Source organism: Candidatus Eisenbacteria bacterium, assembly GCA_013140805.1.
In the GTDB taxonomy this organism is placed as follows: Bacteria; Eisenbacteria; RBG-16-71-46; order RBG-16-71-46; family RBG-16-71-46; genus JABFRW01.
Genome location: JABFRW010000001.1, coordinates 1 through 13,797 on the forward strand (window position 1 = coordinate 1; position 13,797 = coordinate 13,797).

Sequence of the window (13,797 nt, forward strand, 5' to 3'; positions counted from 1 at the left end):
CGGCCGGCCGCTCCGCGAGCGCCGACTCGGTGTTCGACGCGACCGAACACACGCTGCTGCAACACCTCGTGACCTCGAGCGGAGAGGCGCGAGCGCCCGAGTTGTGGCTCGAACTGGCTGAGACGCGCCGCGCCCGTCACCCCGGCGATCCGGAGCCCGTGGCGGCGGCTTTAAGAGGCGCGATCGCCGAGCCTCATATCGGTGCGCGGCGAGCCGCGATCCATCTCGAGCTGGCGCGTCTGGCCGCGCAGGATGGCCGACTCGACAGCGCACGCGTTCACGCGCGGCTCGCGTTCGACGCGCCGAGCAGCTCGGTCTCATTCCAGGCGGCGCAACTCGAGGCGGAGCTGTGGGAGCGCGACGGACGACTCGACTCCGCTGCGGCGAGCTACACTCAGTGGCTCGACGCGCGTCACGGCGTCGCCGGGGCACGACTCGACGCACAGCTCGCACGCGCGCTGCTACTCGAGCGCGAGGGCCGCTGGGAGCAGGCACGCCCCGAGATCCATGCGCTGATCGGCGCCGACCCTTACGCACCGCGCTCGTTTCGCGCGATGCTGCGGCTGGTCGATCATCACCTGGAACTCGATGAGCACGGCCTTGCGGTGATCGAGGGCGAGCGCGCGCTGCGCCGACTCGAACAGACCCTGTCGAGCGTGCGAGACGCCGACGCCCAGCGCCGGGCGCGCCGGACGCGCGCGCTGATCCTCGAGTCGATCGGCCGCGACAGCGCCGCGACCTCGGCGTGGGCCGAGCTGTGGCGGCTCTACCCCGACCAGGCCGAGGGAGTGGAGGGAGCGCTGCGGGGCGGCGACCTGGCGCTGGCGCGCTTGAAGGACCGGGCGCGAGCCGCCACCCTGTGGTCCGAGCTGGCACGACGCGGCAGTCGCGAGGACGATCGCAGGCAGGCGATGACGCGCATCGCGGCGCTTCCCTAAGGAGTCGCGAATCCCATGAGTCCGTTGGCCCTTCCGATCCAGGATGCGATGGTCACCGCCACCGCGGTGCTGTGCGCCCTGATCGGTGTGTTTGCGACCCTGCGACGCGGACACTGGCTCCAGACCCTGCTGTTCTCGGCCGCGTTCATGGTGGTGGCCGCCTACGAGGCGGCATTGCTCGGTGTGCTGCGCGCCGACACCAGCGCCGCGGCGCGCACCTGGGCGAGTTCGGTGCTCGGCATCTCGGCGCTCGCCTCGTGGCTGTGGCTGGGGCTCAGCGTGGTGCTGGCGCGCCCGCAGCCCATGCAGCAGCTGGTGCGCGCCTCCGCCTACCTGGCGCTCGCGCTTGCCGGCTGTGTCGCGATGTTCTTCCTCGCCGGCACTCCGTACGTGGTGCGCGAGATGGTCGGCGTCGGCGGCAACGCGGTGCTGGTGCTCGGCGACCTCGGCAAGGTCTACCTGATCTACCTGGTGGTCGTGCTGGTCGCGATCGTGATGAATCTCGAGGGCACGCTGCGCTCGGCGCCCGCCAGCACCCAGCGTCGCCTGCGTGCGGTGATGGTCGCGCTGGTGCTCGGTGCGGTCGCCTCGCTGGTGGTGGTGGCGATGGGGCTGCTGAGCGACGGCATCCGCGTGGTGTGGTTGTCGGCCGCGGCGGCTCCCAAGTTCCTGGTCGGCTCGGTCACCGCGCTGGCGCTCGCGCGGCGGCGACTGTCCGACATGAGCGTGCCGGTGGCCCGACCGGTGATCTACTTCTCGTCGGTCTCGCTCACGATCGCCGGTGTCTTCCTGCTCGTGATGGCGGGGCTGTCCAAGCTGCTGCCGGCGCTGCCTCCGGAGTGGAAGCGCGGTGCGGTCCTGCTCCTGATGGTGGGTTTCGCGCTCGCGCTGGTGGTGTTTGCGCTGATCCCGCGTGCGAGCCGCGGCATCCGCCGCTTTATCGATCGGAATTTCTACTCGAATCGTTTCGACTACCGGCGCGAGTGGGAGCGGGTGAGCCGTACGCTGGTCCCGTCGGCGCGTCCTCAGGATCTTTACCGGCAGGTCGAATCGCTGGCGAGTGCCGTGTTCGAGACCGAGCGCATCGTGATCCACCTGCGGGATCCTGTCAGCGGTGAGTACCGCTGTGTTTTCGCGAGCACGGGGCTGGCTCCGGAGCCGCTCGAGGAACCGCTCCGCCCCGACAATCCGCTGATCCAGCGGCTCGCCGGCGTACGCGAACCGCTGGTGTTCCGAGCCATCCGCGCCGATCTCGATCTGATTCCCGCCGCGGCCGAGAATCGCGAGCTGGTGAAGGCGATCGGCGCCGAGCTGTGTGCACCGCTGTTCGCCGGCGACGATCGGGTCGGGTTGCTGTGGCTGTCCGAGAAGCGCATCGACGAGGACTATTCGGCTGAAGACGTCGAGTTCCTCGGCACCATGGCGCCTCAGCTCGGAGCGGCCCTGCGCTTCGCGCATCTCGCCGGCGAGCTGGCGGAGACTCGCCAGTTCGAATCCATGCACCGGTTGTCGAGCTACGTGCTGCACGACATCAAGAACCAGGTCTCGGGGCTCTCGCTGATGCTCGGCAACGCTCGCCGGCACATCAGCGATCCGGAATTTCAGCGCGACGCGATGCGGGTCGTCGAGCGCACGGTCGGCAACCTGAAGGAGCTGATGACGCAGATGTCGGCGGTGTCGCGCCCGGTACGGCTGCGACCCGTCGAGAGCCCGGTGCACGCGCTGTTTGCGAGTGCCGCCCAGGCGGCCGGAATGGCGGAGGGAACGCACGCCGGCATCACGTTCCGCATCGAGTGCGACTCCGAGCTGTGTGCGATGCTGGACACCGAACAGATGGCGCGGGTGCTCACGAATTTGCTCGTCAATGCGCGCGAAGCACTGGAGGGACCCGGTGTGATCACGCTCGAAGCCGTGCACTCCGTGAAGTCCACCAACGGCGAGCTGCTGCTTCAGGTGCACGACGACGGCCGTGGCATGACCGACGAATTCGTGCGAAATTCGCTGTTCCGTCCGTTCTCGACCACCAAGTCGGCGGGGCTCGGCATCGGACTCGCGCACAGCAAGAGCATTGTCGAAGCGCACGGCGGCACCATCGTGGTGCGCAGTGCGCCGGGACGCGGAACGACGTTCGAAGTCCGGGTCCCGCGCGTCGCGGCGGCCCGCGTGCTCGGAGGTGAGGCATGACCGAACGCGCCCGCATCCTGATCGTCGAAGACGAGGAGACGATCCGGAATCAGCTGCGCTGGGGACTCTCCGAGGAGTACGAGGTGTTCACGGCCGCGAGTGCAGACGAGGCGCGCCGCGCGCTGCGTGATTCGAAGCCGAGTCTCGTCACGCTCGACGTCACGCTCACCGCCCGCGGCACCGGCGCCGAGGATGGCATGGTGCTGCTGTCCGAGATCGTCGAGCGGCATCCCCTCACCAAGGTCATCATGGTGACCGGCAACGCCAATCGCGAGAACGCGCTGCTCGCGATCGAGCGCGGTGCCGTCGATTGGTACGCCAAGCCGATCGAGCTGGACGAGCTGCGGGTGATCCTGCGGCGCGCCCTGCACGTCCAGCAGCTCGAGGCCGAGCGCGGACTACCGGCCGGAGGCGCGCGCCGCCGCTATCACCGCCTGGTCGGCGAGTCCGACCCGATGAAGAAGGTGTTCTCGCTCGTCCAGCGGGTGGCCGGAACCGACGCGACCGTCCTGGTGCTGGGGGAGAACGGCACCGGCAAGGAACTGGTGGCGCACGCGATCCACGAGGCGAGCCCGCGGCGCGACCGTCCGTTCATCCCGATCAACTGCGGTGCGATCCCCGAGAGCCTGATGGAGAGCGAGCTGTTCGGACACGAGCGCGGCGCATTCACCGACGCGCATCGCATGCGCGAGGGCAAGATCGAGCTGGCCGAGGGTGGCACGCTGTTCCTCGACGAGATCGGGGAGGTGCCGGTTCACCTGCAGGTCAAGCTGCTGCGCTTCCTGCAGGAACGCGTGGTCGAGCGCATCGGCGGTCGCGAGCAGCGTCGCGTGGACGTGCGTGTCGTGGCGGCGACGAATCGCGACCTCAAACACGCGCTCGCGATCGGCACGTTCCGCGAGGATCTCTACTACCGGTTGAGCGTGGTCACGATCCAGGTGCCGCCGCTGCGCGAGCGGGGCGAGGACGTGCGGCGCCTGGCGGAGTTCTTCCTCGAGGAATTCGCGCGCTCCCACAAACGCAAGGTGCGAGGCTTCACGCAGTCGGCGCTGCGCTCGATGCTGACGCACGCGTGGCCGGGCAACGTGCGCGAGCTCGAGAATCGCGTGCAGCGGGGCGTGATCCTGGCGCGCGACGCCTACCTGCGTCCCGAGGATCTCGAGCTCGACGAAGTCGACGCTGCGTCCGAGCCCTCGCTGCCGCTTCAGCAGACGCGAGACGAGGCCGAGCGCGGCGCGCTGATCGAAGCCCTCACGCGCAATGCCGGCAACATCACGCGCGCGGCGCGCGAACTGGACGTGAGCCGGCCGACGCTCCACGACCTGCTGAAGAAGCACACGCTCGATGCCGGTCGCTTCCGCCGCGCGGACGCGTCGGATGGCGGCGAGGCCGACGAGCCGGACGCCTCATGAGCCGACGGCTCATCGACCTGCGCGCCGTGGGCGCGTCGGAGGGACGGGCATGACTCCCGGATACTTTCTCGCGATCGCCGGCAACATCGGCGCCGGAAAGACCGAGCTGACCACGCGACTGAGTCAGGAACTCGGGTGGCTCGCCTACTACGAGCCGGTGATCCAGAACCCGTACCTCGATCCGTTCTACGCCGACATGCCGCGCTGGAGCTTTCACCTGCAGATCTACTTCCTCAGCGAACGCTACAAGGCGCAGGTCGAGATCTCGAAGAGCTCGCTGCCGTTCATCCAGGATCGCACCATCTACGAGGATGCGGAGATCTTCGCGCGCACGCTGCGTGAACAGGGCTCGATGACCGAGGTCGACTATCAGAACTACAGCGCCCTGTTCGAGGTGCTGACGAGCCACCTGCGGCCGCCCGACCTGATCGTGTACCTGCAGGCGAGGCCGGCGACGCTCATGGAGCGGATCGCCAGGCGCGGCCGCCCGAGCGAGCAGGGCATCGGCATCGACTACATCCAGCGTCTCAATCTCGCCTATGACGGCTGGATGGAGCGCGCACGCGTGAACCACGAGGTGCTCACGATCGACACCGATGCGGTGGCGTTGCAAGGCGACTCGCCCGCATTTCGCTCGCTGGTCGACGACCTCAAGCAGCGCTATCCGCGCCAGGCCGAGCTGGACCTGCCGGGTTAGCTGCGCGCGGCGAGGACCCGGTTGCAGCGACTGCACAGCGCCGCCTGACCGGGCGTGTCATCGACGTCCGGACGATGGGTCCAGCAGCGTTCACAGCGCGGCAGCGAGGTCTTTTGCACTTCGACTCTCACGTCGGTCGCGTCGAGGTCCTCGATCAGTTCCGCACGCGCCACGAGCAGGAAGCCGAGCAATTCGCCCCCGAGTTGCGCGAGTCGTGCGATCGTCGGTGGTGCGGCGGTGAGCGTGACCTCGGCTTCTTGAGTGGTCGCGAGCGTCTTGGCGGCACGCAGCGGCTCGATCGCGGCGTTCACGATTCCGCGGATCTCGAGCAGAAACGCCCAGTCGTCACCCGCGGGTCCTTCGTGGACGGCCTCGCGTGTGTGTTCGGGCCACTCACTCAGATGGACGCTTTCGCATGTCGCGACCAGCCCCGGGTGGCTCTGCCAGACTTCCTCGGCGGTGAACACCAGGATCGGTGAGGCCGCGACCGCGAGGTCATGCAATGCGCGCCACAGCACGGTCTGCGCCGAACGGCGGGCGGGATCGTCGGCCGCCAGCGTGTAGAGCCGATTCTTCGCAACGTCCAGGAAGACCGCCGAGAGATCGACGGTGCAGACGTCCAGCAGCGCGTCGGTCACGCGATGGAACAGGAAGTTCCGATAGTCCTCGCGCATCCGCTCGAGTCGCGCCGCGAGGTGACTCGCGAACGCTCGATCGACCGGAGTCAGGCGCGCGAAAGGCACGGCATGCTCGGGACGGAAGTCGTCGAGATTCCCGAGCAGGAAGCGGAACGTGTTGCGCACCTTCCGATAGGCGTCGGCGACGCGCTGCAGGATCTCGTCGCCGACTCGCACGTCGTTGCGCCAGTCGGTCGCCAGCGCCCACCACCTCACGATGTCGGCACCGTAGCGCACGATGATCGAGTCGGGCGCGATCACGTTGCCGAGCGACTTGTGCATCGCACGGCCGTCACGATCCAGCACCCAGCCATGGGTGAGCACGTCGGTGTAGGGCGCATGACCCGTGAGTCCGACGCCGACCATCAGCGACGAGTTGAACCAGCCGCGGTGCTGGTCGGGACCCTCGAAGTAGACGATGCGACCGGCCTCGCGCACAGCGCGCTGCCACGCTTCGCCGAATTCCGGATGCGTGACCTGAATGGCTCGGTGCGTCGAGCCGGAGTCGAACCACACGTCGAGGATGTCCGTTTCCTTGCGGAACGGCCCGGCCGCCTCGCATTGCGGGCAACGGAAACCGCTCGGCAGGAACGCCTCGACCGGCTGCTCGAACCACGCATCCGAGCCGTGCTCGCGCGTCAGCTCGGCGGCGCGCTTCATGACGCGAGGCTCGAGGAGGGCGGCGTTGCAGCTCTCGCAATAGAGGGCGGGAATGCCGACCCCCCACGAGCGCTGGCGTGACAGGCACCAGTCGGGGCGCAGCCGCACGGCATCGCGAATGCGATTGCGCGCGCCCTCGGGCTCCCATTTCACGCGCTCGACCTCCGTCATCGCGCGTTCGCGGTGATCGTGATGGTCGATCATCATGAACCACTGACGGGTGGCGCGGAAGATCACCGGCCGTCGGCAGCGCCAGCAATGCGGGTAGCTGTGCGTGAGTGTTCCGCTCGCCAGCAGCCGCCCGCGCTCGCCGAGCCATGTGATCACGTCGGCATCGACGTCGAGCACGCTGCGACCTACGAAGGGCTCTGCGCCGAGCTCGAAGCGGCCCGCATCGTCGACCGGATTCACGACTCCGAGTCCCTCGCGCAATCCGACCGCGAAGTCTTCTTTGCCGTGCCCGGGTGCGGTGTGAACGAGCCCGGTGCCGTCCTGCATGCTGACGAACGGAGTGCCGTCGACGACTCGCGACGCATTGCCCCACGGCGCCTCGAACAGCACCCCGAGCAGCTCACGCCCCGCGACACGCCGCACCTCGGGCAGCGCGCTGCCGAGCACCTTCTCGACCGCCTCGAGGCGCGGTGCCGCGATCAGCAGGTGGCGGTCTCCGTGGCGCACCACGACGTACGGGGCCTCGGGATCCACCATGAGGCCCAGATTCGCAGGCAGCGTCCAGGGCGTGGTGGTCCAGGCGACGGCCTCGACCGCGGGCGAGAGTCCGGCGAAGACGCCCTGGGCGTCTTCACGAAGCGGGAAGGCGACGTGAATCGACGGCGACGGAATGTCCTGATACTCGATCTCGGCTTCGGCCAGCGCCGTGCGATCGGTCGGGCACCAGTGGATCGAGCGCATGCCGCGTTGCACGAAGCCGGCTTCGGCGAGACCCGCGAAGGTGCGGACGATTTCGGCTTCGAACGCATGCTCCATCGTCAGGTAGGGTTTGCTCCATTCCCCCCAGATTCCGAGGCGTTCGAATTCCGCACGCTGGACGGCGACCCACTCGGCCGCGTACTCGCGGCAGCGGCGGCGCAACTCGATTCGGTCGGGCTGGAGCTTCTTCTCTCGGAACTCCTTCGTGACCTGAATTTCGATCGGCATGCCGTGATTGTCCCAGCCCGGCACGTACGGAGAGTCGAATCCGAGCAGCGAACTGCTGCGAACCACGGCGTCCTTCCACACCTTGTTCGAAGCGGTACCCATGTGGATGTGAGCGTTCGAGTACGGCGGACCATCGTGCAGGATCAGGAGCGGACGCCCGCGCTTCTGCTCACGCAGTCGCTGATACTCGCCGCGCTCGGCCCACCAGCGCAGCCGCTCCGGCTCACGGCCCGGCAGGTCCGCCTTCATCGGGAAGTCGGTTCGCGGCAGGTTCAGCGTGTCGCGGTAGCCAGCCATGCATGCCTCCCAAAGAAAAACGCCCCCACGGTCGAGAACGACCGTCGGGGCGAATCGAGTTCGCGGTACCACCCGACTTCACGGCGTCCTCTCGGAGCACCGCCTCATGGGCGAGCCGTGTGGCCCCGCCCTGCCCGCTCTCGGGGGGCACCCGTCCGCACTTGCTCACCCGGTTTCGAGGCGTGAGTTCGGTGCGGCGGCTCCGGGGTGATCTTCGCGGTGTCCGGTGGCGCCGGGCTCTCACCGCCCCCGGCTCGCTGTGGCGCGGACACCGTTACTGTCCCCATCTCAGCCTTGGAATTGCTGTCGCGCGGCACGCTGTCACGGCGCGCCGCTCGCGTCAAGGGCTGGCGCGCCGCTCGCGGCCCGCGGGCACCGGTGCCGGAGTGGAGGCGCCCGGAAGGTTGCGGTCGGCGGGTCGCGATCGCAGTGCCTGCGCGAGGCGATCGAGGCCCCGCACCACGGTGAGTGGAATCGGCGGTCCGAACATGGAATCGGATCGCGCCGGAGCTGTTTCCAACGCGCGCAACGAAATCGTACGCGACTCGCGAACCGATTCGGTCTCGGGATCCGACTCGATCGCGCTCGAGGTCTCGGGAGGCGGCGCAAGCGCGTCACGAAGGCTCAGCGCCCGCAGTGCGGATTCCAGCTCCGCCTCGCTGCACGGCGCACCACCGAGGCGTGCGCCATCGGCGGGCAGGATGCGAGCCTCCTCGAGGCGCCGGCGCGTTTCGAGCGGTCCGCGCGTCGGGTCGATCTCGCTCGCGAGTGCGGCTGCCAGCATGCGCCACCAGGTGGAACGATCGAGCAGCGCCTCGGGCGCGGTGCCCGATTCGATCGCTGCGATCGATTCGCCCCACGCCAGCAGGCGTGCAATGGCGGCCGACTCCATGCGCGGCTCGAGCCTTCGATCGCCGATCCACTCGATGGGATCGACGGGTCGCGCAGCTTCCCAGCGTTCGCCGAGGACGCGGGGCCGCCGCACCTCGAAATGCAGATGCGGTCCGTAGGCGCGACCGGTCTCACCCACGCGTCCGAGCGTCTGCCCGAGCACAACGCTCTGACCGGGCGCCACGGTCACGCTGCCGGCGATCAGGTGCCCGTAGACGCTATAGGCGAATTCTCCATTGGGAAGTCGATGGGCCAGTGCCACGTGCCAGCCGAATCCATTTCCGCGGCGGCCGGGGCCCGCTGCCAGCACCCAGCCGGGTGCCGCGGCCCGGACCACGTCACCGGCGCGACGATTCGAGAGGTCGGCGCCCTGATGGGGTCGATTGCCACGTCCGCGCGAGACATTGCGGGTGACGCGAAACGGCGGCGCGCCCTGAGAATCGGGCTCGCCCCACGCGGTCGAGTCGCCGACCGGATACGCCCAGCGAGCCGCCCACGGCCAGCCCGATTCGTTGGGAAGCGACGCCGGCTCAGGCGCGCCGATGATGAGCGGCAACACCGCAGCGAGCGCGACTGGCAACGAGACACGGCGCCTCGCGTGCGCGGTTCGAGGCTCGAAGGGACCACCGAGGAGGACCTGCATCAGTGCAGCAGTACCACTCGCTCGGCTCGTGAGCCACCCGCCACTCGCACGAAGTAGACGCCGGCGGGCCAGCGTGCGGTCAGCTCGCCCGGAACGTGAGCCTCCCAGACGCCGAGTTCCTTCATGAGCGGTCGCGCGATCATGCGGCGGCCGCGCAGATCGACGACCTCGATCTCGGCGTGGAGAGGAGGGATTGAGTCGAGCCAGCGAAGGCGCAGTTCGACGCCGCCGCGCAACGGATTGGGATGCGCTCGCAGGGCGGCGTGCGGAGGCGCAGGAGCGGGAAGCGGCGCGCTGGTCGGCAGTCGGGTTGCGAATGCGTCACGCGTGCAGGACATCCAGCGCCCTTCGATCCCGATGCTCGAACCGAACACCAGCGTCACCCGGTCCTCCGACTCCGGTACCGGTTGGATCTGAGTCGCGAATCCATCCTCGGGGCGCGTGATCCCGGTGCTGCCGAAGTCCCAGACACCGCCGGTCGTGCGATGGCGGTAGCGAACCGTATTCACTCCACCGGTCAGGGCCTCGAAGGTCATGTGCATGCTGCCCTTGCTGTCGACTTCGAGCGCCAGATTCTGGATCGCCTCGGCGCGGTTTTCGAGCGTCGAATCGGGATTCCCGAGCCCCGAGGTCGGGCCCGGCTCGGCGTGATAGTGAATCTCGCTACGCCCCGAGACCACGGTCGGCCACACGGCGTGCAGGGTGCCGAACTGATCGACGGCGGCCGCGACCGCCGCTTGCGAGGAGCCGTCATTCGGGGTGAGCCGCTTGCGCGGGCCGACTCCGCTATCCGGGTCGATGCGCGCGAACCACAAACGGGCGGGAGTCGTGGCCCGCTCCGGCCACAACACATAGCAGCCGCCCGTGGGAGTCGCGGCGATCGCCGGCGCGTCGGGTCGCGAGCTGTCGGGTGAGACCGGGACAGGTGCCACTGCGGTCTGGCCCGGCACCACGCGCGCGTAGAGCAGCTGCGGCGTACCCCCCGGCGGCGTGTATTGCCACACCAGGTGCACGTGCCCGAGGCCGTCGGGAACCATCGCCGGATATCGAGAACTTCCCGGCAGATCGGTGAGCCGGATTTCGCCCATCCACACGCCCTGGCGACGCACGCGGCAGTAGAGTTCGTTCGATCCGTGCCGGCTGTCGCTCCAGATCGCGGCCGCATCGTTGCCGCCGATCGCCGCGAGCGTGGGTTCGGTCGCGGCTGCGCCGCCGTTGTTCAGCACCGTGGGGGTCCCCCATGGCCCGCTCGCCGGCTTCACGCGCACGATCACACGCGCCACACCGAGATTCACCTCGCTCGAAGCCGCGACGATCTCGCCGTTGATCACGCGCGCCGCGCGCCGAGCCGAGCCCAGCACGCCGGCCGGAGTGCCGCTGACGCCTGGCAACACCTCGAGCGGGCGCCAGCCGAGCGGCCGGGTTCGCACCCGCACTCGCAACGAGTCGCCGAGCGGCGTGATGTCCTCGAGTGCGGTGTGCGTGAGCGTCCCGTTGTTGGCGCGAAGGTTCGGAACCGTTCGGTCGTCGACTCGCTCGACGCCGAGCGGTCCCGGGAAGATGTCCGAAGCGTCTCCACGGCTCCGCCCATCCACCAGATCGCCGAGCCCGTCAGCCTCGACGAGCCGCAGCCCTGGAATCGCTCCCGCGTTGACCCGATTCACTCCCAACCGAGCACCGATGAGTGCGTCGTCGAGGTGGTAGACGAGCAACCCCTCGCTCGGAAGCGACGAATCGAATCCGCTCCGATCGCGGTACTCGATCATGAAGTGCTCGGGTCCGTTCTCGCCGCCGAAGAAGAAGGAATGGACGGTTCCCCCCGCGGCGACCGATCGCAGCGTCAAAACGCTGTCGGTCGTCAGCGTATGGACCGGTGCCCAACCCAGAAAGGCGCTCGCCCATGCGCCGGGGTGCGCGGGGGACTCGGGTGTGACGCCGTCCCCACCGTAGGTGCCGGTCGACATCAGCGACCAGTTGCCGGGTCCGAAGTTTCGCGAGTTCCCGGACGTGTCGTAGAGATCCGGCAGCCCGAGCGCATGACCGAACTCGTGGCAGAACACTCCGATCTCGGCGAGAGCACCCGCATGGTGCGCCGAGAGCTCGGGCAACATCGAGAATCGGTCGATGCGAACTCGCAACCCGCCACCACCGGGAATCGGATCATTGCTGGTGAACGGTGAGCCCTGCGCCCACGAACTCATCGTCGAGGTCACCGACCACAGGTTGTCCCGTGCCACGGTCGCCTCGCCGCCGATGCCGGAATGCACCACCCAGAGCATGTCCACCATGCCGTCGTGGTTGAGATCGAACGGCGCCCAGTTGACCGTGGCGTCCGAAGCGCGCAGGGCTTCGTCGATGACGCCGTAGATGTTGTTCGGGGTCGACAGCACGCCGAGCCCCCAGCTGTTGTTCGCGTAGTAGGTCTTGGGCTGCGGCATGCGGATGCGGGCGACGACCCGTCCGCGAACGCGCGCGCGGCCGTTCGATGCCCATCGGAAGTAGTCGTAGACCGAGCCGCGAAGGGTCGCCCCGGTGGTGTCGAAGAGCGCCGAATCCCAGTGAGCGTTCGTTGAGCCGGCGGCGAAGGCTTGATCGGGGAAGTCGACCAGGACGACCGGAACCAGCCAGTCGGGCTGCGCAAGCAGCGTGGCACCGCCGCCGCTCGGCGAACTCGAGGGGCCGACGCTCAGCACTCCAGCCTGGGAGGCGAGCTCGATCTGGGCCGGAACCGGCCCGAAACGCGGCGGCGCAGTGGCGACCGCGGTTCCAAACGTCAGGCTCAGCATGGCGCCGACGAACCACAGGCTTCGTACGGCGTTCGAGATGGGTGGCAACTGCACGCGCTCCAATTCCCGGTCAGGAATCGCACCCGGCGACACACGACTATGGGATGCGGAAGAGGGCGGGTCAAGGCCTTCGCGCTGCGCGCGGGTCGCCGCGTGTGCTAGCGTCGCATGCGTGAATCTGCGACCGATTCGACCGCGTGCCCGGATGCTCGCGACGCTGGTGGTGCTCGCCGGAGCCTGGTCCTCGGCCCCCGCTCGAGCGCTCGATCTGGCGCCGCTGCGACCCGATGCGGCGCCCTACTTTCTCGCCGATCCGGTGATTTCGCTGGACGGCGACGGCAAGCCGACGATGACGGTCTCGGTCTCCGTGCCGTTCTACGAAGTCCAGTGGGTGAAGGTCGGACCCGCCGACCGCCGCGCGGCGCGCGTCGAATTCACGGTCGTTTTCGATCCCGGCCGGGGCCGTCGCCAGTTCGGCGACACCTGGGAGCGGCGGGTGGTGGTTCCGACTGCCGCCGCCTCGCGATCGCCGAATTCGAGGGTGGCGGATCGGCGATCGTTTCCGATTCCCGCCGGCCGCTACGAGTTGCGAGTCGAGGTTCGCGACTTGAACTCGGGGCTCGGCTCCAATACCCAGACCAAGATCGAAGTCCCCGATTACAGCCGCGTACCAGTGGGATTCGCGGACCTGGAACTTGGCACCGTCGACTCGGCGAAGACCTTTACGGCCGAACCCGGCCGGGTCTTCGGCGTCACGGTCTCCTCGATGGCCGCGCGCGCCACGCTGTTCGACCGCCGGGCCGGCGACTGGCCACGCAAGTATCCATTCCGCTACCGCATCCTCGACGACCTCGGGGAGGAGGTCGTGAACGGAGCACTCGAAGTGTCGCTCGGGCACTCGGCCGAGCCTGTCCTCCTGCGGCCGGCGCGCTCCGACCTGTTCATCGGCGACTACGTGTTCGTCGTCGAGCTGGTCGAGGGCAGTTCACGCTGGCGGGTCGAACGTAGCTTCACGGTCGAGCAGAGCGGCCCGCCGCGTGGCCGTGAGTTCGAGACCATGCTGGAGCCGCTTGCTTTCATTGCTACCTCGGCCGAGATCGAGGCCCTGAAAGCGCTCGCACCCGACCGCCAGGCGGACGGCTGGAACGAGTTCTGGCGGCGGCGGGACCCGACCCCCGAGACGCCTCGCAACGAGTCGCTGCTCGAATTCGTGCGCCGCGTGCGCTACTCGGAGCGGCATTTTCAGGGCTTCGGGCCAGGCTGGCGCAGCGACATGGGGCGCATCTACATTCAGAACGGACCGCCGGATCAGATCGAGAATCGACCGGCGACCTCACAGAGTTCGCAGCTCGAGCTCTGGTACTACACGAATCCGTACCGCCGATTCGTGTTCGCGGATCGCGATGGTTTCGGGCGCTTCCAGCTGCTGAACACCGTCGGGAGCTGAGAGCCGC

Annotated in this window: 8 protein-coding genes; 5 read left to right on the top strand and 3 right to left on the bottom strand. The window is 68.5% G+C overall.

Going from position 1 to position 13,797, the window contains the following annotated elements; translation table 11 throughout:
- The 4 genes from HOP12_00005 to HOP12_00020 form a co-directional block, all read left to right on the top strand.
- A partial coding sequence (locus HOP12_00005; protein ID NOT32535.1) for a hypothetical protein occupies window positions 1-938 on the top strand: 938 nt, incomplete at its 5' end.
- Window positions 939-953: 15 nt separating this feature from the next.
- Window positions 954-3,122: a PEP-CTERM system histidine kinase PrsK gene (prsK, locus tag HOP12_00010; protein ID NOT32536.1), complete on the top strand. Its 2,169-nt coding sequence runs from the start codon at window positions 954-956 to the stop codon at window positions 3,120-3,122.
- Window positions 3,119-4,534, top strand: a complete 1,416-nt coding sequence (gene prsR, locus HOP12_00015; protein ID NOT32537.1) for a PEP-CTERM-box response regulator transcription factor — start codon at window positions 3,119-3,121, stop codon at window positions 4,532-4,534. The genes prsK and prsR overlap by 4 nt, the downstream gene beginning before the upstream one ends.
- A 49-nt stretch (window positions 4,535-4,583) precedes the next feature.
- Window positions 4,584-5,231 (top strand): deoxynucleoside kinase, encoded by a 648-nt coding sequence (locus tag HOP12_00020; protein ID NOT32538.1) that lies wholly within the window; start codon window positions 4,584-4,586, stop codon window positions 5,229-5,231.
- Here HOP12_00020 and ileS read toward each other — a convergent pair.
- From ileS to HOP12_00035, 3 genes are all read right to left on the bottom strand, one after another.
- Complete coding sequence (gene ileS, locus HOP12_00025; protein NOT32539.1) at window positions 5,228-8,023, bottom strand: isoleucine--tRNA ligase; 2,796 nt, start codon at window positions 8,021-8,023, stop codon at window positions 5,228-5,230. The two genes, HOP12_00020 and ileS, sit on opposite strands and share 4 nt — an antisense overlap.
- Window positions 8,024-8,363: 340 nt before the next feature.
- Window positions 8,364-9,494, bottom strand: a complete 1,131-nt coding sequence (locus HOP12_00030) for a M23 family metallopeptidase (GenBank protein NOT32540.1) — start codon at window positions 9,492-9,494, stop codon at window positions 8,364-8,366.
- 62 nt (window positions 9,495-9,556) lie between these two features.
- A complete protein-coding gene (locus HOP12_00035) occupies window positions 9,557-12,397 on the bottom strand; it encodes a M6 family metalloprotease domain-containing protein (protein NOT32541.1) in 2,841 nt (946 codons plus the stop codon).
- A 118-nt stretch (window positions 12,398-12,515) separates the two neighbouring features.
- Between HOP12_00035 and HOP12_00040 the strand changes: the two genes are divergently transcribed.
- Window positions 12,516-13,790, top strand: coding sequence for a GWxTD domain-containing protein (locus HOP12_00040; GenBank protein ID NOT32542.1), 1,275 nt, complete (start codon window positions 12,516-12,518; stop codon window positions 13,788-13,790).
- The last annotated feature ends 7 nt before the right edge of the window (window positions 13,791-13,797 follow it).